At 66.1% G+C, this 24,010-nt stretch carries 21 protein-coding genes; 11 read left to right on the forward strand and 10 right to left on the reverse strand.

Translation table 11 applies throughout. The annotated features are described in order from the left end of the window. The first annotated feature begins 1 nt into the window (after position 1). Positions 2–898: a 50S ribosomal protein L3 N(5)-glutamine methyltransferase gene (prmB, locus tag CAL12_RS17255; RefSeq protein ID WP_086065761.1), complete on the forward strand. Its 897-nt coding sequence runs from the start codon at positions 2–4 to the stop codon at positions 896–898. Beyond that, positions 895–2,823, forward strand: coding sequence for an ATP-binding cassette domain-containing protein (locus tag CAL12_RS17260; protein WP_086065762.1), 1,929 nt, complete (start codon positions 895–897; stop codon positions 2,821–2,823). Before prmB ends, CAL12_RS17260 begins: the two co-directional genes overlap by 4 nt. A gap of 49 nt (positions 2,824–2,872) precedes the next feature. On the opposite strand, the gene CAL12_RS17265 is transcribed toward CAL12_RS17260, so the two are convergent. Both CAL12_RS17265 and CAL12_RS17270 read right to left on the reverse strand, forming a co-directional pair. Next, entirely contained in the window at positions 2,873–5,170 is a 2,298-nt protein-coding gene (locus tag CAL12_RS17265) for a UvrD-helicase domain-containing protein (RefSeq protein ID WP_086065763.1), read from the reverse strand. Further along, positions 5,167–6,375 (reverse strand): DesA family fatty acid desaturase, encoded by a 1,209-nt coding sequence (locus tag CAL12_RS17270; RefSeq protein ID WP_086065764.1) that lies wholly within the window; start codon positions 6,373–6,375, stop codon positions 5,167–5,169. The genes CAL12_RS17265 and CAL12_RS17270 overlap by 4 nt, the downstream gene beginning before the upstream one ends. Positions 6,376–6,465: 90 nt before the next feature. Here CAL12_RS17270 and CAL12_RS17275 point away from each other — a divergent pair, with 90 nt between their 5' ends. Beyond that, complete coding sequence (locus CAL12_RS17275; RefSeq protein WP_157793022.1) at positions 6,466–7,035, forward strand: hypothetical protein; 570 nt, start codon at positions 6,466–6,468, stop codon at positions 7,033–7,035. Here CAL12_RS17275 and CAL12_RS17280 read toward each other — a convergent pair. Beyond that, on the reverse strand, positions 7,007–8,401 hold the full coding sequence (locus CAL12_RS17280; protein ID WP_086067953.1) for an RsmB/NOP family class I SAM-dependent RNA methyltransferase: 1,395 nt from the start codon (positions 8,399–8,401) through the stop codon (positions 7,007–7,009). The two genes, CAL12_RS17275 and CAL12_RS17280, sit on opposite strands and share 29 nt — an antisense overlap. A gap of 151 nt (positions 8,402–8,552) precedes the next feature. Beyond that, positions 8,553–9,167 (reverse strand): phosphoribosylglycinamide formyltransferase, encoded by a 615-nt coding sequence (gene purN / locus CAL12_RS17285; RefSeq protein WP_232464914.1) that lies wholly within the window; start codon positions 9,165–9,167, stop codon positions 8,553–8,555. A gap of 119 nt (positions 9,168–9,286) precedes the next feature. Here purN and CAL12_RS17290 point away from each other — a divergent pair, with 119 nt between their 5' ends. The 4 genes from CAL12_RS17290 to coaBC all read left to right on the forward strand — a co-directional run bounded on the left by CAL12_RS17290 (position 9,287) and on the right by coaBC (position 14,946). After that, the gene (locus CAL12_RS17290) at positions 9,287–10,255 is read left to right on the forward strand and encodes a bifunctional riboflavin kinase/FAD synthetase (protein WP_086065767.1); all 969 of its coding nucleotides are present in this window, start codon (positions 9,287–9,289) and stop codon (positions 10,253–10,255) included. After that, positions 10,245–13,106, forward strand: coding sequence for an isoleucine--tRNA ligase (ileS, locus tag CAL12_RS17295; protein ID WP_086065768.1), 2,862 nt, complete (start codon positions 10,245–10,247; stop codon positions 13,104–13,106). The genes CAL12_RS17290 and ileS overlap by 11 nt, the downstream gene beginning before the upstream one ends. After that, entirely contained in the window at positions 13,099–13,632 is a 534-nt protein-coding gene (lspA, locus tag CAL12_RS17300; RefSeq protein ID WP_086065769.1) for a signal peptidase II, read from the forward strand. Before ileS ends, lspA begins: the two co-directional genes overlap by 8 nt. Positions 13,633–13,749: 117 nt before the next feature. Next, positions 13,750–14,946 (forward strand): bifunctional phosphopantothenoylcysteine decarboxylase/phosphopantothenate--cysteine ligase CoaBC, encoded by a 1,197-nt coding sequence (gene coaBC / locus CAL12_RS17305; RefSeq protein ID WP_086065770.1) that lies wholly within the window; start codon positions 13,750–13,752, stop codon positions 14,944–14,946. Between the two features lie 12 nt (positions 14,947–14,958). On the opposite strand, the gene CAL12_RS17310 is transcribed toward coaBC, so the two are convergent. Further along, positions 14,959–15,999, reverse strand: coding sequence for a metal-dependent hydrolase (locus CAL12_RS17310; protein ID WP_086065771.1), 1,041 nt, complete (start codon positions 15,997–15,999; stop codon positions 14,959–14,961). Positions 16,000–16,093: 94 nt separating this feature from the next. On the opposite strand from CAL12_RS17310, the gene CAL12_RS17315 reads away from it, so the two are divergent. The 3 genes from CAL12_RS17315 to dut are packed head-to-tail and all read left to right on the forward strand — an operon-like array spanning position 16,094 to position 17,737. Further along, positions 16,094–16,735 (forward strand): DedA family protein, encoded by a 642-nt coding sequence (locus CAL12_RS17315; RefSeq protein ID WP_086067954.1) that lies wholly within the window; start codon positions 16,094–16,096, stop codon positions 16,733–16,735. A gap of 8 nt (positions 16,736–16,743) precedes the next feature. Beyond that, positions 16,744–17,235, forward strand: a complete 492-nt coding sequence (locus CAL12_RS17320) for a hypothetical protein (RefSeq protein WP_086065772.1) — start codon at positions 16,744–16,746, stop codon at positions 17,233–17,235. A gap of 52 nt (positions 17,236–17,287) precedes the next feature. Next, the gene (gene dut / locus CAL12_RS17325; protein WP_086065773.1) at positions 17,288–17,737 is read left to right on the forward strand and encodes a dUTP diphosphatase; all 450 of its coding nucleotides are present in this window, start codon (positions 17,288–17,290) and stop codon (positions 17,735–17,737) included. Positions 17,738–17,751: 14 nt separating this feature from the next. On the opposite strand, the gene CAL12_RS17330 is transcribed toward dut, so the two are convergent. Further along, a complete protein-coding gene (locus tag CAL12_RS17330; protein ID WP_086065774.1) occupies positions 17,752–18,864 on the reverse strand; it encodes an NADH:flavin oxidoreductase/NADH oxidase in 1,113 nt (370 codons plus the stop codon). A 224-nt stretch (positions 18,865–19,088) separates the two neighbouring features. Between CAL12_RS17330 and CAL12_RS17335 the strand changes: the two genes are divergently transcribed. Further along, positions 19,089–20,381, forward strand: coding sequence for an Nramp family divalent metal transporter (locus CAL12_RS17335; protein WP_086065775.1), 1,293 nt, complete (start codon positions 19,089–19,091; stop codon positions 20,379–20,381). Between the two features lie 30 nt (positions 20,382–20,411). Here CAL12_RS17335 and CAL12_RS17340 read toward each other — a convergent pair whose 3' ends face one another. Genes CAL12_RS17340 through CAL12_RS17355 form a run of 4 tightly spaced genes read right to left on the reverse strand, consistent with a single transcriptional unit; the run spans position 20,412 to position 23,936 of the window. Then, complete coding sequence (locus CAL12_RS17340; RefSeq protein WP_086065776.1) at positions 20,412–21,143, reverse strand: ABC transporter ATP-binding protein; 732 nt, start codon at positions 21,141–21,143, stop codon at positions 20,412–20,414. Then, a complete protein-coding gene (locus tag CAL12_RS17345; RefSeq protein ID WP_086065777.1) occupies positions 21,140–21,925 on the reverse strand; it encodes an ABC transporter ATP-binding protein in 786 nt (261 codons plus the stop codon). The genes CAL12_RS17340 and CAL12_RS17345 overlap by 4 nt, the downstream gene beginning before the upstream one ends. Continuing rightward, entirely contained in the window at positions 21,922–22,965 is a 1,044-nt protein-coding gene (locus CAL12_RS17350) for an ABC transporter permease subunit (RefSeq protein WP_420042793.1), read from the reverse strand. The genes CAL12_RS17345 and CAL12_RS17350 overlap by 4 nt, the downstream gene beginning before the upstream one ends. 41 nt (positions 22,966–23,006) lie before the next feature. Then, entirely contained in the window at positions 23,007–23,936 is a 930-nt protein-coding gene (locus tag CAL12_RS17355) for a branched-chain amino acid ABC transporter permease (protein WP_086065779.1), read from the reverse strand. Positions 23,937–24,010: the final 74 nt, after the last annotated feature.

Genomic DNA, 24,010 nt, shown 5'->3' on the forward strand with positions numbered 1-24,010 from the left:
AATGCCCTCTTCCAATCGTTCCGAATTGCAGACCGTGCGCGACCTGATCCGCTACGGCGTCTCGCGGCTGAATGCCGGGCAGGTGAGCTACGGCCATGGCAGCGACAATGCCTGGGACGAAGCCGTCTACCTGGTCCTGCACACCCTGCACCTTCCGCTCGACACGCTGGAACCCTTCCTGGAAGCCCGCGTGCTGCCCGACGAGCGTGAACAGGTCCTGGCCTTGCTGGACAAGCGCGTGGCCGAGCGCCTGCCCGCGCCCTACCTGACCAACGAGGCATGGCTGCGTGGACGCCGCTTCTATGTGGACAACCGCGTGATCGTGCCCCGCTCGCCGATCGCCGAACTGCTGGACGACAGCCTGTCGCCGTGGGTCGCCGACCCCGAGACCGTGGCCTATGTGCTGGACATGTGCACGGGCTCCGGATGCCTGGCGGTGTTATCGGCGCTCGCATTCCCCTTCGCGCATGTCGATGGCGTGGACATTTCGGCCAGCGCGCTGGAAGTCGCCATGCAGAACGTGAGCGCCTATAACCTGCATGACCGCATCTCCCTGCATTGCAGCGATCTGTTCCAGAAACTGCCGGCGCGACAGTACGACGTCATCATCTGCAATCCGCCCTATGTGAACGCGGATTCCATGGACGCGCTGCCGCCGGAATATCGGCACGAACCGCATATGGCACTGGCCGGCGGCCACGATGGCATGGATCTGGTGAAGCGCATCATCGCCGAAGCGCCGTCGCATCTGGCGCCCAAGGGCATCCTGGTGCTGGAGATCGGCCACGAGCGCGAGTATTTCGAAGCGGCGTTCCCGGATCTGGACCCGGTGTGGCTGGATTCGTCGGAAGCCTCCGACCAGATCATGCTGCTGACGCGCGAGCAGTTGGCGCCGTGATACGCGGATCCGGAATCACCCTGCGCCGCGGGACGAAAATCCTGCTGGACGGCGCGGACTTCGTCGTCAATCCCGGGGAGCGTGTCGGCATCGTCGGCAAGAACGGCGCCGGCAAATCCACATTATTCGCCTTGTTGACAGGCGCGCTGGACCTGGACGCCGGCAACCTGACCATGCCGCCCGACTGGCACATCGCCAGCGTGCAACAGGAATTGCACGCCGATGACCGGCCCGCGCGCGAATTCGTCATCGACGGGGACGTGCCGCTGCGCGCCCTGCAGGCCAGGCGTGCGGCGCTGGACGATAACCAGGGCACGGAAATCGCCGAGACGGAGGCGGCGCTGATCGAGGCCGGCGCCTGGACTGCGCCGTCGCGCGCCGAGCAGTTGCTGGCCGGCCTGGGCTTCAAGCCCGCCGAATGGATGCAGCCGGTCGCCAGTTTTTCCGGTGGCTGGCGCATGCGGCTGGCGCTGGCCCGCGCGTTGATGGCGCCATCGGACCTGCTGTTGCTGGACGAGCCGACCAATCACCTGGACCTGGACGCCATGCTGTGGCTGGAAAAGTGGCTGACGGCGTATCCAGGCACGGTGCTGCTGATTTCGCACGATACCGAATTCCTGGACGCCGCCGCCAAGGCCATCCTGCACTTCGACCACGGCAAGCTGGTCCGCTACCGCGGTGGCTACCAGGATTTCCTGGAACAGCGCGCGGAACGCCTGCGCCAAACCCGCATCGCCCATGAAAGGCAGACCCGGGAAGCGGCGCGCCTGCAGGGCTTCATCGACCGTTTCAAGGCCAAGGCTTCCAAGGCCAAGCAGGCCCAGAGCCGCGTCAAGGCGCTGGCGCGCATGCAGACGCTGGCGCCCTTGCACGCGGAAGCGGGCATCGATATCCGCATTCCTTCGCCGGACCACATGCCGGATCCCCTGCTGATCCTTGAAAAGCTCAGTGCCGGGTATACCGACGCGGCAGGCAACCCTGTCGACATCCTGCGCGATGTGACGCTGATGGTGCGCGCCGGCAGCCGCGTCGGGATACTGGGCGCGAATGGCGCGGGCAAGAGCACGCTGGTCAAGACGATCGCCGAAACCCTGCCCGTGCAGGCCGGCGAGCGCCGCGCATCGCGCGGCTTGTCCATCGGCTATTTCGCCCAGCATCAACTCGACATGCTAGACCTGAACGCCACGCCGCTATTGCACCTGGCCCGCATCGCGCCGGAAGCGCGCGAACAGGAGCTGCGCAATTATCTGGGCGGGTTCGGATTCTCCGGCGATGCGGTCACGGGACCGGTCGGTCCGATGTCGGGCGGCGAAAAAGCGCGGCTGGCCCTGTCGCTGATCGTCTGGCAGAAGCCGAATCTGCTGTTGCTGGACGAACCCAGCAACCACCTGGACGTCGAAACGCGCGAAGCGCTCGCCGCCGCGCTGGCGGAGTTCGCCGGCAGCATGCTGCTGGTCTCGCATGACCGGCATTTGCTGCGCACCACCGTGGACGACTTCTGGATCGTGGCCGACGGCACGGTGCGCGAATTCGACGGCGACCTGGAGGATTACCGCGACTGGCTGGCGTCACGCGGCGCCCAGGAAAAAGCCGAAGCCTCTCGTACATCCACGGACGCCGCGGCGCCCGCCGACCGCAAACAACAGCGCCGGCAGGAAGCCGAGGCACGCCAACGCATCGCGGCCGCGCGCAAGCCGCTGGAAGGCAGGGTGGCCAAGGTGGATGCCGAGATGGCGACCCTGCGCAAGCGCCTGGACACGCTGGACGCCCTGATCGCCGACGCGGATCTGTATTCCGACGCCCGCCGCGGCGAGCGCCAGAAGGTCATGAGCGAACATGGCGAACTGGCCAAGCGCATGGACGAACTGGAAGAGCAGTGGCTGGAGCTGCAGGAGGCCATCGAGGCCGTCGAGAAATCGGCCTGAGGAACGCCGGCTGAAGAAAACCGGCTGAGGAACGCCGGCTGAGGCCGACTCAGCCGGCGATCACGTCCAGCTTGGCAATGCCGAGCGCGAGCGTCTTGGGACCTACATCGCGGAACTGGATCTGGGCTTGCGCGTCCTGGCCATTGCCGCTTAGGCCGATGATGGTCCCGTCGCCGAAACGCGCGTGCCGCACACCCTGCCCGATCCGGTACTGACGATCGCCAACCGTCACGCCCGACGCCACCCCGCGCGGCTGGCGTGGCGCAATGGTGCCGGTGGGCTTGCGGCCGAAGGCATCACGGTCGGCGCCGCGCCAATCCCTGTTGGCGGCGCCATACTCGTCGCCCATGGTGGCGCGGGGGGTCAGCCATTTCAGATGCTGTTCGGGGATTTCACCCAGGAAGCGCGAACGCATGGCGTAGCGTGTCTGTCCGTGCAGCATCCGGCTTTGCGCCAGGCTCAGGTACAGGCGTTCGCGCGCCCGGGTGATCGCCACGTACATCAGCCGGCGTTCTTCTTCCAGGCCGGCTTGTTCCAGCACGCTGTTTTCGTGCGGGAACAGGCCTTCTTCGAGCCCGGTAATGAAAACCGCGTCGAATTCCAGGCCCTTGGCCGCGTGCACGGTCATCATCTGGACGGCGTCCTGGCCGGCCTGGGCCTGGTTGTCGCCCGCCTCCAGCGCGGCGTGGGACAGGAAGGCCGCCAACGGCGTCAGGTTTTCCGCCGGCGCGGCAAACGCGGGATCCGTCGCCCCCGCGGCGTCAGGCCCCGGGATCGGTTCGCGTTGAGCAGCCACGCCCGCCGGCAAGCCGTCGAAATTTTCCTCGGTCGAAAACACCGCCGCGGCGTTGACCAGTTCGTTCAGGTTCTCGATGCGCTCCGTGCCTTCTTTTTCGCCACGGTAATGCTCGATGAGCCCGCTGGCTTCCAGCACGTGCTCGACCATTTCCGGCAAGGGCAGTTCGCGCGTGTCGTCCGCCATGCGGCCGATCAGCGCGGCGAACTGCGCCAGATTGGCGCCGCCCTTGCCCGCCACGCGGGCGACCGCGCCGTACAGGCTCGTGTCGTGCGCGCGTGCGGCATCCGCCAACTGTTCGAGCGTGCGAGCGCCGATGCCGCGTGCCGGGAAATTCACTACCCGCATCCACGACGTATCGTCATGCGGGTTGGCGATCAGGCGCAGGTAGGCCAACGCATGCTTGATTTCCTGGCGCTCGAAAAAGCGCAGGCCGCCATAGACCTTGTAGGGGATGGCAGCGGAAAACAGCGCATGTTCCAGCACGCGCGATTGCGCGTTGCTTCGATACAGCACGGCGATTTCGCGGCGCGCCCGCCCGTCGTTGACCAGGGCGCGGATTTCGTCCACGACCCACTGTGCTTCCATGCCGTCGGACGGCTGCTCGATGACGCGCACGGGCTCGCCTTCGCCCTGCTCCGTCCATAGGTTCTTGCCCAGTCGCCCGCTGTTATGGTCGATCAGCGCGTTGGCGGCGTCCAGGATATGGCCGTAGGAACGATAGTTCTGTTCCAGGCGGATGACCGTGCCATGCGCATAGTCGCGTTCGAAGTCGGCCATGTTGCCGACGTTCGCGCCGCGGAAAGCGTAGATGGACTGGTCGTCGTCGCCGACGGCGAAGATATGCGCGCCGCCGCCGGCCAGCAGCCGCAGCCACTTGTACTGCAGTGTGTTGGTGTCCTGGAATTCGTCGACCAGGATGTGGCGAAACCGGCGCTGGTAGTGCTCACGCACTGGCGCGTTGCGCGACAGCAGTTCGTAGGCACGCAACAGCAGTTCGGGGAAATCGACCACGCCTTCGCGCTGGCACTGCGCTTCGTACAGCTGATAGATCTCGATCAGGCGGCGCCGATGGCTGTCCCAGGCTTCGAGTTCGCCGGGGCGCTGGCCTTCTTCCTTGGCACCGTTGATGAAACGCTGCACGTCGCGCGGCGGGTATTTTTCATCGTCGATACCGTTGGCCTTGAGCAGGCGCTTGATCGCCGCCAGTTGGTCGGCGGTGTCCAGGATCTGGAAGGCCTGAGGCAGGCCCGCGTCGCGATGATGCGCGCGCAGCAAGCGATTGCACAGGCCGTGAAAGGTGCCTACCCACAGCCCGCGCGTATCGATGGGCAGGATCGCGGTGATCCGTGCCAGCATTTCGCGCGCCGCCTTGTTGGTGAAGGTGACAGCCAACAGCGCATAAGGGCTGGCCAGGCCATTCTGGATCAGCCACGCCATGCGCGTGGTCAATACACGCGTTTTGCCGCTGCCTGCCCCGGCCAGGACCAGGGCATGCTGCGGCTCGAGCGTAACGGCGGCGCGTTGTTCGGGATTTAACTTATCGATCATGCCGCATAGCGGCGGAGTCGGTCGGCGAACTGCTCCAGCCCTTCAATTCCGCTCTGCTGCGCGCGCTGGCACCAGGCCTGCAGGTGATGCAACAACTGTTCGCTGCTGGCGCTGGAGCTTTCCCACAGACGGCCCAGCTCGCGGCGCATCTGCACCAGCGTGGAGAGCGACTGGCTGCCGGCGATGGCCTGATCCACCTGCGCGACCTGTTCAGGCTGCAAGGCGTCTTCCGAGCGGTGCAACCACCGACGAACGCGACGCAGCGTGGTCCAGCGGCATTCGGCGCTGTCCGGCGAACGCGAGGTCTTGAGCTTGGCCAGTTCCTGGCGCGCGGCGCTCTTGATGATGTCGCCGTAGCGCGCCATGACTTCGTAGCGGTGCGTGATCACGCCCTGCAGCGTGCTGAGATCCACCATGGGCTTGTCGGATTCCAGCTTGAGCTTGGGGGCGACCTTCTTGACCTTGGCGAGGCCGACGAACTGCAGGATGCGGATATAGCCCCAGCCGATGTCGAACTCGTACCACTTGGCCGAGAACTTGGCGGACGTGCCGTAGGCGTGGTGATTGTTGTGCAGCTCTTCGCCACCGATGACGATGCCCCAGGGGAAGACGTTGGTGCTGGTGTCCGGACTGGCGTAGTTGCGATAGCCCCAGTAATGGCCGATGCCGTTGACGACGCCCGCCGCCCAGAAGGGAATCCAGGCCATCTGCACCGCCCACACCGTCACGCCGACGGCGCCGAACATGGCGATGTCCAGGGCCAGCATGATCATGACGCCCAGCAGGCTGTGGCGCGCGTAGATGTTGCGTTCGAGCCAATCGTCCGGCGTACCGTGGCCGAACTTGGCCATGGTTTCGGCGTTGGTGGCTTCTTCGCGATACAGCTCGGCCCCGCGGAACAACACCTTCCAGATGCCGAACAGCATGGGCGAGTGCGGATCGCCTTCGCGCTCGCATTTCGCGTGATGCTTGCGATGGATGGCGACCCATTCCTTGGTCACCATGCCGGTGGTCATCCACAGCCAGAAGCGGAAGAAATGCATGACCGCCGGATGCAGGTCCAGCCCGCGGTGGGCCTGGCTACGGTGCAGGAAAACCGTGACTGCTACGATAGTGACGTGCGTGGCCACCAGCGTGAATACAACGATCTGCCACCACGAAGCTTGCAGGAAACCGCCTGCGGCGAAGGAAAGAAGGTGATCCATATAGGTCGTAAATACCTCGGGTTAAAGCTACACAGCGAGTTTAGCGTACCTTGCGCCCTTATGACAGCATCCTGATTTGACCAAACACACTTGAAATTCCTGCAAAGTCGTTGTTTCCACCCATCTTCTGTGCTCATCTTGACCGCTTTTTCAACGACCAGGCCGATCCGCGGCCTCCGGACCGCCTTGATTGCCACCCTCGCCGCCCTTGGGCAATCCCGGAGCGCAGGGGCGTGCGGGCCGCTGCCACGTTACTTTTCCGCCACATCCCTTGCTCTGCTGTGCTGCCTGCCCGGGGTGCTCCACGCCGAAGGCGCCCAGCGCGGTAGCTGGACGGTCGGCGCGGGCAGCACCACCGTGCTCGCGGAATACTATGAAATCCAGGGATCGGACTGCCGCGCCCTGCGTGCGCCGCCCGTAGTAATCAAGACGCGCCCCACGCAGGGCAAGCTGGTCATCAATACGACGACCGGCCAGGCCGACAAGCCGGCCAAGTGCCGGAACGTCGAGGTACCCGTCACCCGCGTGCTCTACCATGCAGGGCCGCAACTGGGGAGTGAGACCGTGGGCTGGGAGATATTCTTCCAGTCGCGCGAGCTGGGCACCCGGTCGGTTCAGGGAACCGTGACGGTCACGGCGCGTCAGCCGTCCCGTCGTTGACGGCGGACTGCCCCGCCTCGGGTTCCAGGTCCGCCTGGACCGGATCGTCCGCAAGGGCACCGGCGCCCTCGGGCTCCGCCGCTTGCCCGGCAGCGGTGGCATCCGCCTCGGCCGCGGCGCCGGCTTGCGCGGCGGCGGCAGGCCCCTTCCGGCGCTCGAACACGGCGGCGAAGAACCCGTCCGTGCCGTGCACGTCCGGCCGCAGCTGCATATATGGCCCCTTCAGGTCCAGGCCTTCGCAGCGCGCATTGATCAACGCGGCGGCATCCAGTTGCTCGAATTCCGGATGGGTCGCCAGGAAGACCTCTGCCTGCGCCTCGTTTTCTTCCGGCAGCAGGCTGCAGGTGGCATACACCAGCCGCCCGCCCGGCGCGACGCAGCGGGCCGCGGCGTTCAGGATGCGCGACTGCAGCACGCCCAGTTCCTGCAGCGCCTCGGGATGCTGGCGCCATTTCAGGTCGGGATTGCGCCGCAGGGTGCCGATGCCGCTGCATGGCGCGTCCACCAGTACGCGCTGGGCCTTGCCGGCCAGGCGCTTGACCCGGGTATCGTTTTCGCTGTCGATGACGACCGGCACCACATTCGACAGGCCGCTGCGGGCGAAGCGCGGCTTGGCGCGCGCCAGGCGCGCCGCCGACACGTCGAAGGCGTACAGGCGACCCGTCGAGCGCATCAAGGCGCCCAGCAGCAGGGTCTTGCCCCCTGCCCCGGCGCAGAAATCGATGATCATCTCGCCGCGGCGCGGCGCCACGAGCAGCGCCAGCAGCTGGCTGCCTTCGTCCTGGACTTCGATGTCGCCCGCCTCGAACTGCGGCCAGCGGTTCACCGGCGGACGCCCCTGCAGCCTGATGCCCCAGGGCGAAAACGGCATGGCACTGGGCTGGTAACGCGCGGCGGGGCCGTCGTTCAAACTGCGCAGGACGGCATCCCGATCGGCCTTCAAGGGGTTCACGCGGAGGTCCAGCGGCGCCGGGCGGTTCAAGGCATCGGCCAGGGCGTCGGCATTCTCGTAGGCGCCCAGGCGCTCGTCGAGCCAATCGGGCAGGCTCGCACGCACCGCGCGCGGCAGGGTGGCCGGGTCTATCCGCAGCACATGATCCAGCCAGTCGTTTTCTTCCGGCGCCAGCGCTTCGCGCAGGTATTCGCGCCCCAGCGTGGCCGCCAGTCCCAGTATCGCCAGGCGCCGCGCGGCGGCGCCCACGCCGGTCTCGGACAGCCGACGATAGCGCCGCAGATTGCGCAGTACGTCATAGGCGGCCTCGGACACTTCCGCCCTGTCGCGACCGCCCAGGGCGGGATGCGCCCGTAGCCAATGCGTCAGCACGCCATCCGCGGGGTGCGCCCACTGCAGCATTTCGCCGAGCACCTGCTGGACCTGGCCCAAGCGGACGGCGGCGAACGATGGGCGCGGGCGATCCGCCCCACCCGCACGCTGCGCCGGGGGTTTCGCGCCTGCGCGCTGCGGTTTCTTCATGTTGTTTCCCTGGCGGGCCCTGGGCCCGTCGATAAAAGTTGCTTCAATCCGCCGGCGCGTTGCCGGCCGACCACATGTAAAGGCGCTGCGGGTCGCCCTGCACGACCACGCGATGATCCGCCGTCTGGCTGACGCGGCCTTCCGCCAGCCAGCGCACGGCGGCGGGGAACACCCGATGCTCGATGGCCAGCACGCGTTCGGCCAGGCTCTCCGGGCTATCCCCGCCGAGCACCGGCACGCAGCCCTGCGCGATGATGGGGCCGTGGTCCAGCAGCGGCGTGACGAAGTGCACCGTGCAGCCATGCACCTGCACGCCGGTGGCCAGCGCCTGCCCGTGGGTATGCAGTCCGGGAAACGCCGGCAGCAGAGAGGGGTGGATATTGACCAGCCGGTCCGCGTAGCGGTTGACGAAGCCCGGCGTCAGCACCCGCATGAAACCTGCAAGGATCACATAGTCGGGCCGGTGCCGATCGATCTCTTCCGCCAGCGCGGCATCGAACGCTTCGCGGCCGGCGTAGTCGCGATGGTAAACCGAGGCGATCGGGATGCCGGCCTCGCCGGCCCAGCGCAGGCCGGCCGCATCGGGCCGGCTGGCGATGACCGCGACGATATCCGCCGGCCAGTTTTCCTGGCGGCAGGCCTGGACCAGGGCTTGCATATTGCTGCCGCGGCCCGAAATGAGTATGACGAGCCGCCGCCGGCCCGGAGATGAAGCTGCCAAGATAGAGGTTCCACAGGAAAAAGAGCAAGCTTGGGCAAAATTGTAAACTCTCGTCCGTGAAACCCGCGCTGCATATCTTCCGTTCCCTTCCCCCGCCCGGCGCCCGTCGTCCCTGCGCCCTGACCATCGGCAACTTCGACGGGGTCCACCGCGGACATCAGGCCATGCTGGCGCGCGTGCGCGCCGCCGCCCGCGGCCGCGGCCTGGTGCCGGCGGTCATGACCTTCGAACCCCATCCGCGCGAATATTTCGCCGCGCTGAACCAGCGTCCGGAACTGGCGCCGACCAGGATTACCGGCCTGCGCGACAAGCTGGACGCGCTGGCGCGCTGCGGCATCGAGCAGGTCGTCGTCGAACGCTTCAATGCGCGGCTGGCCGATATGGCGCCCGACGCCTTCATCGAGCGCCTGCTGGTGGGCGGGCTGGGCGCGCGCTGGATCCTGGTCGGCCCCGACTTCCGGTTCGGCCGCAAGCGCAGCGGCGATATCGAATTGCTGCGGCAGGCCGGCAAGGCCCATGGCTTTGAGGTGGAAACGCTGGAAGACATCACCGACGCCCACGGCCACCGCATTTCCAGCTCGGAAGTGCGCACCGCGCTGGCGGTGGGCGACCTGACGCGCGCGCAGCATCTGCTGGGCCACCCGTATCACCTGAGCGGGCATGTGGTGCACGGCCGCAAGCTCGGCCGCACGCTGGGCTATCCGACCTTGAACGTGCGGGTGACGCCACGCTGCGCGGCCCGTTCCGGCATCTACGTGGTACGCGTGCATGGCCTGGCCGATTCCCCCCTGCCGGCGGTGGCCAGCCTGGGGGTCAGGCCCACCGTGGAAAACCATGGCCGCGTGCTGCTGGAAGCCCATGTGCTGGACGTCCCCGCCCTGGATGCATACGGTAAACTCGTACGGATCGAGTTCCTGCAACAGCTGCGGGACGAAGAAAAGTTCCCCGACCTCCCCACCCTGACAGCCGCCATCGCCGAAGACGCGCGAAACGCGCGCGCCTATTTTGCCGTTCATGGACTATAAAAAGACGCTCAACCTGCCCGATACCTCCTTTCCGATGCGGGGCGACCTTGCGAAGCGCGAGCCCGCATGGATTGCCGAATGGGAGGAAAACCACGTCTATCAGGCCATCCGAGCCGCCAGCAAAGGCCGGCCGCGCTTCGTGCTGCATGACGGCCCGCCCTATGCGAACGGCGACATACACATCGGCCACGCGGTCAACAAGATCCTGAAGGACATGATCGTCAAGAGCCGCAACATGGCCGGCTACGACGCGCACTATGTGCCGGGCTGGGACTGCCACGGCATGCCGATCGAAATCCAGATCGAAAAGAAATACGGCAAGAACCTGCCCGTGGTGGAAATGCAGTCCAAGGCACGCGCCTATGCCCTGGAACAGATCGAGCGGCAGAAAAAGGACTTCAAGCGGCTGGGTGTGCTGGGCCAGTGGGACCGTCCCTACATGACCATGGCCTATCGCAACGAGGCCAACGAGATCCGCGCCCTGGCGCGCATCATGGAAAAGGGCTATGTGTTCCGCGGCCTGAAGCCGGTGAACTGGTGCTTCGACTGCGGCTCGGCGCTGGCCGAGGCGGAAGTCGAATATGCCGATCGCGTCGACCCGGCGGTGGACGTGGCTTTCCCCTTCGCCGACAAGGCCGGCCTGGCCCGCGCCTTCGGCCTGCCGTCGGTGGACGACGGCGCCATCGTCATCTGGACGACGACGCCCTGGACGATCCCGTCCAACCAGGCGCTGAACCTGCATCCCGATATTGAATACGCGCTGGTGCGGCTGTCCGCGCCACGGGCCACCGGCTCGCTGCTGCTGCTGGCGACGGAACGCGTCGAAAGCTGCCTCAAGCACTGGGAGCTGGAAGGCGAGATCATCGCCACCACCCGCGGCGAAGCCCTGGCGGGCCTGAGCTTCCATCATCCGCTGGCGCGTGTGGATGCGGGCTACGATCGCCTGTCGCCCATCTACCTGGGCGACTACGTCACGCTGGATACCGGCACCGGTGTCGTGCATTCGGCGCCGGCCTACGGTATCGAGGACTTCGTCTCCTGCAAGGCGCACGGCATGACCGATGACGCCATGCTCAGTCCGGTAATGGGCGATGGACGCTACGCATCCACCCTGCCGCTGTTCGGCGGCCTGAGCATCTGGGACGCCAATCCGAAAATCGTCGAAACCCTGCGCGAAGCCGGCACGCTGCTGCATAGCGAAAAGCACAAGCACAGCTACATGCATTGCTGGCGCCACAAGACGCCCATCATCTATCGCGCCACCAACCAGTGGTTCGCCGGCATGGACATCACGCCGCGCGAAGGCGGACCTACCTTGCGCGAATCCGCGCTGGCCGGCGTCGACGCCACGCGCTTCTACCCCGCCTGGGGTCGGGCCCGGCTGCACGCGATGATCGCGAACCGACCGGACTGGACCCTGTCGCGCCAGCGCCAATGGGGCGTGCCGATGGCGTTCTTCGTGCACAAGGAAACGGGGCAGCTGCACCCGCGCACGGTGGAATTGCTCGAAGAAGTCGCGCGGCGCGTCGAACAGGGCGGCATCGAGACCTGGCAATCGCTGGATCCGCGCGAGCTGCTCGGCGACGAGGCGGACCTCTACGAAAAGAGCCGCGATACCCTGGACGTATGGTTCGATTCCGGCACCACGCACTTCACCGTGCTGGGCGGCAAGGACGCCACGCAATCCGGATCGCACGGCGAAGAACTCGCGTGGCCGGCCGACCTCTACCTGGAAGGTTCGGACCAGCATCGCGGCTGGTTCCACTCTTCCCTGCTGACCGGCTGCATGCTGTATGGCCGGCCGCCCTACAACGCGCTGCTCACCCACGGTTTCGTGGTCGACGGCCAGGGCCGCAAGATGAGCAAGTCGGTGGGCAACGTCATCGCCCCGCAGAAGGTGTCCGATTCCCTCGGGGCGGAAATCCTGCGCCTGTGGGTGGCGTCTACCGACTATTCGGGCGAGCTGTCGATTTCCGATGAAATCCTCAAGCGTGTGGTCGAAAGCTATCGCCGCATCCGCAATACGCTGCGCTTCCTGTTGGCCAATCTGGCCGACTTCGATGCGGTTTCCATGACGGTGCCCTATGCGCAACGCCTGGAGATCGACCGCTACGCGCTGGCGATGACGGCGCGCATGCAGCAGGAAGTCGTCGACTGCTACGAGAAATACGATTTCCATCCCGCGGTCTCGCGGCTGCAGAACTTCTGCTCCGAAGACCTGGGCGCCTTCTATCTGGACGTGCTGAAAGACCGCCTGTACACCACAGGCGCCACCAGCCTGGCGCGCCGGTCGGCGCAAAGCACCCTGCTGGAGATCACCCAGACCCTGGTGAAGCTGATGGCCCCGGTGCTGTCCTTCACCGCTGAGGAAGCCTGGAAGGAACTGACCGCCAGCGCGCTCAAGCATCAGGCCGATGTATCGCGCGCGACGGTGTTCACGGAAGTATTCCAGTCCCTGCCGCCGCTGGCGGAAGGCGACGCGTTGCCGGCGAAATGGGACCGCCTGCGCACGATACGCGCGGAAGTCATGCGCAAGCTGGAAGAAGTGCGCAGCGGCGGCGGGATCGGTTCCTCGCTGCAGGCGGAAATCGACATTACCGCTTCCGGCGATGACCTGGCCGCGCTGCAAAGCCTGGGTGACGACCTGCGCTTCGTCCTGATCGTGTCGCGCGCCACCGTGCATGCGGGTACGGGCGAACTGCAGATCGCCATCGTGCCGTCGTCCCACAGGAAGTGCGAGCGCTGCTGGCATTGGCGCGCCGACGTCGGCACGGATCCGGAGCATCCGGAAATCTGCGGACGCTGCGTGAGCAACCTGTTCGGCTCCGGCGAGGCACGCGACCATGCTTGACGCCGGGAATCGCGTGGCGGCGGCTCCCACGGCACAACCCGCCCAGGGCCGCGGGCTGGCGTTCTGGCTCGTGCTGGCGGCCGTCATCGTGGTCCTGGACCAGGCGGCCAAGCTGTATTTCAACACCAGCTACACGTACGGGCAGCGCGTCAACATATTGCCCGTGTTCGACTTCACGCTGGTGTACAACCGCGGCGCCGCCTTCAGTTTCCTGGCGACGGAAGCCGGCTGGCAACGCTGGTTCTTTACCGTGCTGGGCGTAGGCGCGGCCATCGTCATTACCTGGATCCTGGCGCGCCAGGGCCGCCGGGCCCAACCCCGCTTCGCGCTGGCGCTGGCCATGATCATGGGCGGTGCGATCGGCAACGTCATCGACCGGGTGGCCTACGGCCATGTGGTCGATTTCCTGTTGTTCTACTGGAAAGATTGGTACTACCCGGCCTTCAACCTGGCCGACGTCGCCATCACCTGCGGCGCTATCCTGCTGGTCCTGGACGAACTGCTGCGGATGCGCAAACCCGGTTAAGGCCGGGCCCCCGAACCGCCCGCAGACCGCGCTGGCACGCGACATCCCTGCCCGTCCTGGCGTTAACAGGCCCTGGTCGCGCATAATGGGCCGATCATTCCCAACCGCGGTTTACCCATGCTCGATCTCGCCCGCAAACGTATCGTCCTAGGCATGTCGGGTGGCATCGCCTGCTACAAGATCGCCGAGCTGGTGCGCCGGCTGGCGGAACAAGGCGCCGCCATCGACGTGGTCATGACCGAGGCGGCCACGCATTTCATTACCCCGGTCACCATGCAGGCCCTGTCCGGCCGGCCCGTTTACGTCAGCGAATGGGATGCGCGCATGGACAACAACATGGCGCACATCAACCTGACGCGCGGCGCCGACGCCGTGCTGGTGGCGCCGGCCAGCGCCGATTTCATCGCCAAGCTGGCCCATGGCATGGCCAACGACCTGCTGTCCACGCTGTGCCTGGCGCGTAGCTGTCCGCTGCTGATCGTCCCCGCGATGAACCGCGAAATGTGGGCCAACCGCGCCACGCAGCGCAACGCCCAGCAGTTACGCGAGGACGGTATCGAGATCCTGGGCCCCGCCGCGGGCGACCAGGCCTGCGGGGAGATCGGCGACGGCCGCATGCTGGAACCGCATGAAATCCTGGCCGACGTCATCGCCTTCTTCCAGCCCAAGACGCTGGCGGGCAAACACGTGCTGGTGACCGCCGGCCCCACCGTGGAGCCCATCGACCCGGTGCGCGTGATCAGCAATCGTTCGTCGGGCAAGACCGGCTATGCCATCGCCCGCGCCGCGCGCGAAGCCGGCGCCCGCGTCACCCTGGTCTCGGGACCGACATCGCTGCCCGCGCCACGCGGGGTGGACGTCCATCCCGTACAGACCGCGCGGCAGATGCATGCAGCCGTCATGGCGCAAGCGCGACAGGCGGACGTGTTCATCGCGGTGGCTGCGGTCGCCGACTGGCACGTGAAGAATGCCAGCGACCAGAAACTGAAGAAAAACGATACGGGGGGTGGTGCGCCATCGCTCGAATTCGAGCCGAATCCCGACATCCTGGCCGAAGTCGCCGCCTTGGCCGACGGCCCCTGGTGCGTGGGCTTCGCGGCGGAAACCCAGGATCTGGAACGCCATGCGGAGGCCAAGCGCCTGCGCAAGGGTATCCCGCTGCTGGTCGGCAACCTGGCGCATCGCGTGATGGACCTGGACGATACCGAGCTCGTGCTGTTCGACGATAAAGGCGCCCATCCCCTGCCCCCCGCCGCCAAGCTGGACGCCGCCCGGCGTCTCGTCGCCGAAATCGCGGCTCGCCTGCCGGGCTGACCCGGCGGCCGGTCATTCGGGCTGGACCGTCCGGCGCGCCCAGGCATCCAGCGGCAAGGGGGGATGAGGCTCGACGATGCGGGCCAGGATCTGCCGCAGTTCCGGCCAACCGCCTCGGCTGCTGGGCCAACGGCTGGGCAGCACCGCGCGCCATCCCGATTGCGGCGCCCCCTGCGCCATGACGAAACGGAAGGTGTAATAACCGGGCATCCCCATGCGCAGGTCCGTGACGACCAGGTTTTCACCGATCGCGTCGTAGCGCAGCCATCCGCCGGTGAACCACTCCAGCCTGGCCAGCAAGGGGTCTGCCGGGACTTCGCGGCGCAGGCCCAGGTTGAGCGGCTGGCGCAGTTGCTCCGGCTCTCCACGATCGAAGACGCTGGCCACGGTTTCGTAATACGTGTCGTCCGGGCCACGGGCAATGACGCGCCACAGCAGGCTGTTCAAAGGCATGGGCGCGGAGAACAGCGCGACAGCCTGCTCGCCTCGCGCCGCCAGGGCGGTGCGGACATGTTGCTCCACCAGGTTCTTGGCGGCCAGCGTCCACGCCAGGTAGGCCGCGGCAAATCCCAGCGCCCCGCCCCGCAGGCGACTGATACGCTCGCCCCAGGCCAGGTTCGCCAGGAAGGCGATCAGCAGGGGAAGCGTGAAGACCGGGTCGATGATGAAGATGCTGGAAATGCTGACCGGTTGCAGCGGCAAGGGCCAGAACAGCTGGGTCCCGTAGGTCGTCATGGCATCCAGCAGCGGATGCGTGATCAGTACCAGCCATAGGGTCAGGAATAGACGTCCCGCGCTGTATGGCGCGTCTGGCCAGCGGCGCCGCACCAGCCAGGCGAGCAAGCCCGCCAAGCCGGTCAATACGAAGACCGAATGGGAGAATCCCCGATGGTATGTCATCAGCGAGACGGGATCGGGGTACGGCACGAAGACGTCCAGGTCTGGCAAGGTGGCCAGCACGGCGCCATACAGCAAGGCCTTGCGTCCCTGGACGCGGCCCAGCAGCGCGGCCTGGATACTGCCCCCCATTACGACGTGCGTCAATGAATCCATGCTTGCTTATCATTCCTTTGGACGGATGCCGGCGCCGCCCCGCGCGGTCACCGATGCACAAGGTAAGATACCGCATCCAAATGGCGGGGCGCGCATGGACCAATTCGTCGACCAGATTCGAAGCTTCATCGAGACCAACCAGGAATGGGCGGGACCCGTCACCGCCCTGCTGACCATGGCGGAATCGGTGGTCATCCTCGGTTTGTTCGTGCCCGCCACGGCGCTGATGCTGATCACCGGCGGGCTGGTCGGCAGCGGCTCGCTGGATGGTGCCACCATATTGATCTGGGGCATCGCGGGAGCCATCGTCGGCGATGCCTTCTCGTATTGGCTGGGGCGCGGCGTGGGCCCGCGCGTCTTGCGCCGCTGGCCGCTCAGCAACCATCGGCCCGCCGTGGCGCGCGCGCGGCTGTTCTTCTCGCGCTATGGCTTTGCGTCCGTGCTGGCCGGTCGTTTCATGGGTCCCATACGCAGCACCATTCCCACCGTCGCGGGCGTCATGGGCATGAGCCACGCCCGGTTCCAGACGGCCAACATCCTGTCCGCCGCGCTATGGGTGCCGGCCATGCTGGCGCCTGGCTACCTGACGATGCGCAACGTCGATGACATTTCGGGCGCCAGCCACATCGGCATGGCGATAGGCACGGGCATCTCGATCCTGCTGGGCGTCTGGCTGCTGTGCATGGTGCTGCGCAAGCGTCGCGTGCCGGCCGCGGGCCGTCGGGCGCGCCGTTAGGAGTTCGCATGGCGATCGATGGCGAGCCCAAGGACGGCGACTACGTTCGTTATGTCGAACAGCTGATCAACCGCGGCCAGGCGGCGCCCGGCCAGGTGGTGGCGAAGACGCGCGATCCCTTGTCCGGCACGCCCACAGGCGCCGCACCCCGAGTGCCGCCCGTGCCCCCCTCGGGCGCCGCGCCCCCAGTGCCGCCCGCAGGCGCCGCGCAGGAGCGCAATGCCACGCTGGCAACGCGCGCATCCACACGTCGCGGCGCTTTCGCCGTGACCATCGTCGCGCTGGCGATTGGATGGCAGGCGGTGCGCATGCTGTTCGAGGCCCTGCGCCGGCCGGGATTCGATCCGCATGAGCTGGTGCCCGTCGCTTTCCTGGTCATTTTCGCCGGCCTGCTCTGGCGCGCGGCGCGCAGCCAGCGCAAACGCGCCGGGCAGCCGCTGGCGTCCCTGCCGCCCCTGACCACCATCTCCAAGAACGGCCCGGGTAATACGGGCCGCTGATCCCCCTGCCGCCGCTACGCGCGAACGGCGCTGTCTTTCCGCATCCTATCCAATGAAATCCGTCGCCCTGAAAATCCTCGATGAACGCATGCGTGAATTCCTGCCCGCCTACGCCACGCCAGGCGCGGCCGGCCTGGACCTGCGCGCCTGCCTGGAAAGCCCGCTGACACTGGAGCCCGGCGCCACCGCGCTGGTGCCGACCGGGCTGGCCATCCATATCGGCGACCCGGGCTATGCGGCGATGATCCTGCCGCGCTCCGGACTGGGCCACAAAAACGGGATCGTGCTGGGCAATCTGGTGGGTTTGATCGACTCCGATTACCAGGGCCAGCTGATGGTATCCACCTGGAATCGCGGCGGCACGGTTTTCACCTTGCAGCCGATGGACCGGCTGGCGCAGATGGTGATCGTGCCCGTGGCGCAGGTGGCGTTCGAGGTCGTGGAAGATTTCCAGGCCTCCGACCGCGGCGCCGGCGGCTTCGGCAGCACAGGGCGCGGCTAGCGCGCCCGGCGCCCTTATCGCTGGCCGAAGTTGGCGTCGACGAACAGGTCTTTCAATTCGCGCGGCTGGGAACGCCAGTACTGCTTGGGCGCATGCACATGCTGTCCAAGTTCCGCGGCCGCGTGCCAAGGCCAGCGGGGGTTGTAAAGCATGCCCCTGGCCAGCGATACCATATCCGCCTGCCCCTGCTCGATGATCTCGTTCGCCTGCTCCGGCTCGGTGATCAATCCCACGGCCATGGTCGGCAGGCCGGTCTCGCGCTTGACGCGTTCGGCGAACGGCACCTGGTAGCCCGGCCCCAGCGCGATCTTCTGGGCCGGCGACATGCCGCCGGACGAAACGTCGATGTAGTCGCAGCCGCGCGCCTTCAAGGCCTGCGCGAACGCGACCGTCTGTTCGATATCCCATCCGCCATCCACCCAATCGGTGGCCGACACGCGTACGCCGACGGGCTTGTCGGCGCTGAAGGCTTGGCGCACGACATCGTAGACTTCCAGCGGAAAGCGCATGCGGTTTTCCAGGCTGCCGCCGTATTCATCCGTCCGATGGTTGGCGAGCGGCGACAGGAATTGATGCAGTAGGTAGCCATGGGCGGCATGCAATTGCACCGTGTCGAATCCCAGCCGGTCGGCGCGGCGAGCGGCCTGGGCGAAGGCGTCCTTGACCCGCTGCAAACCGGCGCGATCCAAGGCATGCGGCGGCTCTTCGCCTTCCTTGTAGGCCACCGCGGAAGGCGCATCGCATATCCATCCGCCCTGCGTCGACGGAACCTGGTTGCCGCCCTCCCAGGGCACGCGGCTGGAGGCCTTGCGGCCGGCGTGCGCCAACTGCATTCCCATATGGATGGTCGAGTAGCGACGTATGGCGTTCATCACCTTGGCAATGGAGGCCTCGGTGTCGTCATCCCACAATCCCAGGTCCGAAGCCGTGATGCGGCCGCCCGGCTCCACCGCGGTGGCTTCGGTGAACAGCAGCCCGGCGCCTGACAAGGCCAGATGGCCCAGGTGAATCATGTGCCAGTCCGTCGCCCTGCCGTCCTCGGCGGAGTATTCGCACATGGGGGCGATGATGATGCGGTTCGCGAGCTGAAGCCGTCCCAGCGAGACGGGCGAAAAAAGCGTGGTCATGCGGGCTCCGAGCGGAAAGTGTCCGACCGTTATACCGCACGGTCTTCGGTGGTTTCCTGAAACCCCTACAACGCTCCCGGTGTAGGCCGGGCATAAGTTCTGCGATAGCCCCGATCATTGGTTCGTCACCGATAGGCAATCGCTAACGGAGTTCTAGTATCAATTTATTTGACCAGCAGGCCAGCAGTCTAGACAATAAGAACCATTCTCACAAAGGAAGCACCATGACCGAGCTGATTTACGCGATTGCGGGCGGCAAGGCTGCCCTGCAGCAAGGCGGCAAGGTGCCGGCCGGGCTGCGGCGGCTGGTCGGCTCCGGGCTGCTGGTGGCCGTGGGATATATCGACCCGGGCAACTGGGCCACGGATATCGCGGGCGGCAGCCGCTTCGGCTATCACCTGCTGATGGTCGTCTTCGTGGCCGCCTTCCTGGCCTTGGGTTTCCAGATTCTCGTTTCCCGCCTGGCGCTGGCCACCGGCCAGGACCTGGCCGCGCTGACCGTACGCTACCTGCCGCGTCCGCTGGCGCGAGCCGCCTGGCTGGCCGGTGAAGCCGCCATCCTGGCCACGGCGCTGGCCGAGCTGATCGGGGGCGCCATCGCGTTGCGCCTGCTTCTTGGCGTTCCGCTGATGGCAGGTGTTGCCATGACAGGCGCCGGCACCTACGCGGTGTTGCTGTTCGCCCGCAACAACGCGGAGCGCCATGAGCGGATCATCGCCATTTTGCTGGCCATCGTATCGGTGTCGTTCGTGTACCTGCTCTTCCGTGCCAATCCGGAGTGGACCGCCGTTGCGCAAGGCGCGGCGCAACCGGGCAGCGCCTTGCGGGCGCCGGAAGGCTTCCTGATCGCCCTGGGCATCGTGGGCGCCACTTTGATGCCGCATAACCTGTATCTGCACTCCGGCGAACTGGCCGAGCGCGGCCGCGGCCTGCCTTCCGCGCTGCGCGACGCGGCGATGCGTGTCGCCCGCAGCGACACCGTGATCTCGCTGGGCATCGCGACCTTGATCAACGCGGCGATCATGATCGTCGCGGCGGCGTCCCTGTCCGGGAACGGCCTTGAAGTGACCAGCCTGGACCAGGCCCATGCCGTGATCGGCAAAACCCTGGGCATCGGCGCCGCGATCGTATTCGCCGTGGCCTTGTATGCCGCAGGACAAAGCTCCACGATCACTGGCGTGCTGGCGGGCAAGGTGTTGTCCAACGGATTCAGCACCGGCGGCTGGTCGGACCGGAAGCGGGCCCTGGTGACCCGGGCCATCGCGGGAACCGTGGCGCTGGGCATGCTTGCCTATACCGGCGGACAGAACCCCGACCAGTTGCTGGTGATCAGCCAGGTGATCCTGAGCCTGGCCCTGCCCTTCGCGCTGGTGCCCCTGGTCATGCTGGCGGTGCGGCGCGACGTGATGGGAGCGTATGCCCTGCGCGGCATCTGGTGCGTGCTGGCGGTGACCGCAACCGCCGGGATCATCGTCCTGGATGGCTATCTGCTGGTGATCCAGGCGGTGCAGGGCTGAGGCCGCGCCGCCGTCGCGGCGGGCCGGGCGTCAGGCGTTTTCCAGCTCGCCCAGGTATGCCGCGCGCACCTTGGGATCGTTCAGCAGCGATCTCGCGACGCCGGACAGCGTCAGTTCACCCGACTCCATGACGTAGCCCCGCTGGCTGTATTCCAGCGCAAGCCGGGCATTCTGCTCGATGAGCAGGATTGTCACGCCTTCGGCAGCGATGGCGGAAACGACTTCGAACACCTTTTCGACCATGAGCGGCGCCAACCCCATGGACGGCTCGTCCAACAGCAGCAGTTTGGGACGGGCGATCATTGCCCGTCCCATGGCGACCATCTGCTGCTCGCCGCCCGACAAAGTGCCGGCGGCCTGCTTGCGCCTTTCGGCCAAGCGCGGGAACTGCTCGAAGACCCTGTCGAGGTCGGCACGTACGCCGGCCGCATCGCGGCGCACGTATGCCCCCATCGCCAGGTTTTCCTCTATGGTCAACTGGCCGAAAATGCCGCGCCCTTCGGGCACCATCACTAGGCCTTCGCGCACCAGTTCGTGAGAACGTCTTCCCTGGATCGGCGCACCTTGATACAGCACCTGTCCGCCGGCCACCGGTATCAAGCCGCAGATGGCACGCAAGGTCGAGCTTTTGCCCGCGCCGTTCGCGCCGATCAGGCAGACGAGTTCGCCCGGATTCACCACCAGGTTGACGCCGCGTACCGCGCGAATACCGCCGTAGGCCACTTGCAGGTCACGCAGTTCCAGCAAAGGAGTCTGGGTCATGCCGCCGCCTCCTGCGCCGCGCCGACGCCCAGGTACGCTTCGATCACCTTGGGATTGCGCTGGACATCCGCCGGTTTGCCCATCGCCAGGACTTTCCCGTATTCCAGGACCAGCACCCTATCGCACAGCCCCATCACCAGTTTCATATCGTGTTCTATCAACAGCACGGTTACGCCATCGGCGCGGATCTTTTCGATGAGCCGGCGCAGCACGACGGTTTCCGACGCGTTCATGCCGGCCGCGGGTTCGTCCAAGGCCAGCAACCGGGGTTCCGTAGCGAGCGCGCGAGCGATCTCCAGACGGCGCTGGTCGCCGTACGACAACGACTTGGCGATGTCGTTGGCGCGCGCCGCGATGCCGGTGTATTCCAGCAACGCGTGGGCACGTGCTTCGATATCGGCTTCTTCGCGGCGCGTGCGACGATTGCGCAACACGGCGCCGAGCAGACCGGCGCGGGTGCGCACGTGGCGGCCGATCATGACGTTCTCCAGCGCCGTCAGGTTCGCGAACAGGCGTATGTTCTGGAAGGTGCGCGCCAGCCCCAGCGCGGCGATCTCATGCGGTTTCGCGCCCACCAGGTTTTCGCCGGCGAACACGCACTGCCCGTCTTCCGGCACATATAGGCCCGTCAGCACATTGAACAAGGTCGTCTTGCCGGCGCCGTTGGGGCCGATCAATCCGTAGATCTCGCCGCTGAGGATGTCGAAACTGACGTCCGACAGCGCCTGCAGCCCGCCAAAGCGCTTGCCCAATCCACGGGCTTCGAGCAAGGTAGCATTCATGCCTGGCCTCCCTGTGCCTGACGGCTGAGTTCACGCTTGCGCACCGAAGACGGCCACAAGCCAGCGGGCCGGAACAGCATCACGCAAACCATGGCCAGGCCGAACAGGAGCATGCGTATGGCTTCCGGATCGACGACCACGCCGCCGAAAATCGCCTGCTGTGCCGGCACGATGACGGCGCGCAGGAATTCCGGAAATACGGCCAGGATGACCGAGCCCAGGATGACGCCGGGGATATGGCCCATCCCGCCGAGCACAACCATGCAAAGCACCGAAATCGACTCGGTCAGGCTGAAGCTCTCGGGGCTGACGAAACCCTGCATCGACGCAAACAAGGCGCCCGCCACACCGCCGAACGAAGCGCCCATGGCAAAGGCCAGCAGCTTGATGTTCCGCGTATTGATCCCCATGGCCTTGGCCGCGACCTCGTCTTCGCGTATGGCTTCCCATGCGCGGCCGATGCGCGAGTTCTGCAAGCGCAGGCATACGAAAACGATCAACAGGGTTAGCAGAAGCAGCAGGTAATAGTACTTTTCCGGCCCGGTCACACGTATGCCGAACAAGGTTTCGGTACGGTTGAAGGCAAAGCCCGCCACACGGAAAGGATCGATGCGGTTGACCCCTTGCGGACCGTTGGTGATATTGATCGGCGCGTTCAGGTTGTTCAGGAACACGCGGATGATTTCACCGAACCCCAGCGTGACGATGGCGAGGTAATCGCCCCTCAACCTGAGGGTGGGTGCGCCGAGCATCACGCCGAACAGGCAGGCCAGTGCGACGCCCAGCGGCAGGATCGCCCAGAACGGCAGATGCAGGCCGAAGTGCGGCGACGCCAGCAAGGCCCAGGTATAGGCGCCCACGGCATAGAAGGCGATGTAACCCAGGTCCAGCAGGCCCGCGAAGCCGACCACGATGTTCAGGCCCAGCGAAAGCATTACATACAGCAACGCGAAGTTCAGTATGCGCACCCAGCTCTGGCCGGCCATGCCCAATACGAAGGGCAGCACGGCCAACGCGATCGCGACGAACGCCATACCCATCCATGCGGCCGGCGATATGCGGCCGCGTGTAGCGATACTTGTCATGCGCGATCTCCCACGCGTTCGCCCAACAAACCGGAGGGACGGAAAATCAGCACCAGCACCAGCACCAGGAAGGCAAAAACGTCCTGGTAGTTGCTGCCCATGAAGCCGCCGGTCAGGTCGCCGATGTATCCGGCGCCCAGCGCTTCTATCACGCCCAGCAATATGCCGCCGAACATCGCGCCCGCGAGATTGCCGATGCCACCCAGCACCGCGGCGGTAAAAGCCTTCAGGCCCAGCATGAAGCCCATCGTATAGTGCGCCACGCCGTAGTAGGTGGTGACCATCATGCCGGCCACTGCCGCCAGCGCGGACCCGATCAGGAAAGCCGCGGATATGACCGTGTTGATGTTCACGCCCATCAGGCCCGCGACTTCTCGGTTCTGCGCGGTGGCGCGCATGGCGGTGCCCAGCCGGGTCTTGTGCACGAGGAGCAACAGCCCCGCCATCATCAGCGCCGCGATGACGATGATGGCGATCTGCAGCGTGCTGATGCGCGCGCCGTCGATCTGGAAGACACGCGGCTCGAGTATCTGGGGGAAATGCGCGTAGTCGCGGCCCCACACCATCATGGCCACGTTCTGCAGGATGATCGATATGCCGATGGCGGTGATCAAGGCCGCCAGCCGCGGCGCCCGTCGCAAGGGGCGGTAGGCGACTCTTTCCGCCAGCCAGCCCAGGGCCATGCAGATCGGTACCGCGCAGACCACGCCCGCGCCCAACACGAGCCAGGGGGACATCGCGGGATTCGCGCCCACGAGCGCCAGGGCCACGGAAGTCGCCACCATGGCGCCCACCATGACCACGTCGCCGTGAGCGAAATTGATCAGGCCGACAATGCCATACACCATGGTATAGCCCAGCGCGACCAGGGCATAGACGCTACCCTGGGTCAGGCCGTTGATAAGTTGCTGTATGAAGATATCCATGGAATGCCAGGTGAAACATGAATCGCGCGGACAGGAGAAGCCGCGCCGGATACGCCCCGCGAAGGCGGGGACGG

This window comes from Bordetella genomosp. 8, from assembly GCF_002119685.1.
Lineage (GTDB): Bacteria > Pseudomonadota > Gammaproteobacteria > Burkholderiales > Burkholderiaceae_B > Bordetella_C.

Coding starts and splice junctions, on each gene's coding strand:
- prmB (WP_086065761.1), top strand. CDS start 2: ATGCCCTCTTCCAATCGTTCCGAATTGCAGACCGTGCGCGACCTGATC.
- CAL12_RS17265 (WP_086065763.1), bottom strand. CDS start 5,170: ATGATCGATAAGTTAAATCCCGAACAACGCGCCGCCGTTACGCTCGAG.
- CAL12_RS17270 (WP_086065764.1), bottom strand. CDS start 6,375: ATGGATCACCTTCTTTCCTTCGCCGCAGGCGGTTTCCTGCAAGCTTCG.
- purN (WP_232464914.1), bottom strand. CDS start 9,167: ATGCAAGCCCTGGTCCAGGCCTGCCGCCAGGAAAACTGGCCGGCGGAT.
- ileS (WP_086065768.1), top strand. CDS start 10,245: ATGGACTATAAAAAGACGCTCAACCTGCCCGATACCTCCTTTCCGATG.
- lspA (WP_086065769.1), top strand. CDS start 13,099: ATGCTTGACGCCGGGAATCGCGTGGCGGCGGCTCCCACGGCACAACCC.
- coaBC (WP_086065770.1), top strand. CDS start 13,750: ATGCTCGATCTCGCCCGCAAACGTATCGTCCTAGGCATGTCGGGTGGC.
- CAL12_RS17310 (WP_086065771.1), bottom strand. CDS start 15,999: ATGGATTCATTGACGCACGTCGTAATGGGGGGCAGTATCCAGGCCGCG.
- CAL12_RS17315 (WP_086067954.1), top strand. CDS start 16,094: ATGGACCAATTCGTCGACCAGATTCGAAGCTTCATCGAGACCAACCAG.
- CAL12_RS17320 (WP_086065772.1), top strand. CDS start 16,744: ATGGCGATCGATGGCGAGCCCAAGGACGGCGACTACGTTCGTTATGTC.
- dut (WP_086065773.1), top strand. CDS start 17,288: ATGAAATCCGTCGCCCTGAAAATCCTCGATGAACGCATGCGTGAATTC.
- CAL12_RS17330 (WP_086065774.1), bottom strand. CDS start 18,864: ATGACCACGCTTTTTTCGCCCGTCTCGCTGGGACGGCTTCAGCTCGCG.
- CAL12_RS17335 (WP_086065775.1), top strand. CDS start 19,089: ATGACCGAGCTGATTTACGCGATTGCGGGCGGCAAGGCTGCCCTGCAG.
- CAL12_RS17340 (WP_086065776.1), bottom strand. CDS start 21,143: ATGACCCAGACTCCTTTGCTGGAACTGCGTGACCTGCAAGTGGCCTAC.
- CAL12_RS17345 (WP_086065777.1), bottom strand. CDS start 21,925: ATGAATGCTACCTTGCTCGAAGCCCGTGGATTGGGCAAGCGCTTTGGC.
- CAL12_RS17350 (WP_420042793.1), bottom strand. CDS start 22,965: ATGGGTATGGCGTTCGTCGCGATCGCGTTGGCCGTGCTGCCCTTCGTA.
- CAL12_RS17355 (WP_086065779.1), bottom strand. CDS start 23,936: ATGGATATCTTCATACAGCAACTTATCAACGGCCTGACCCAGGGTAGC.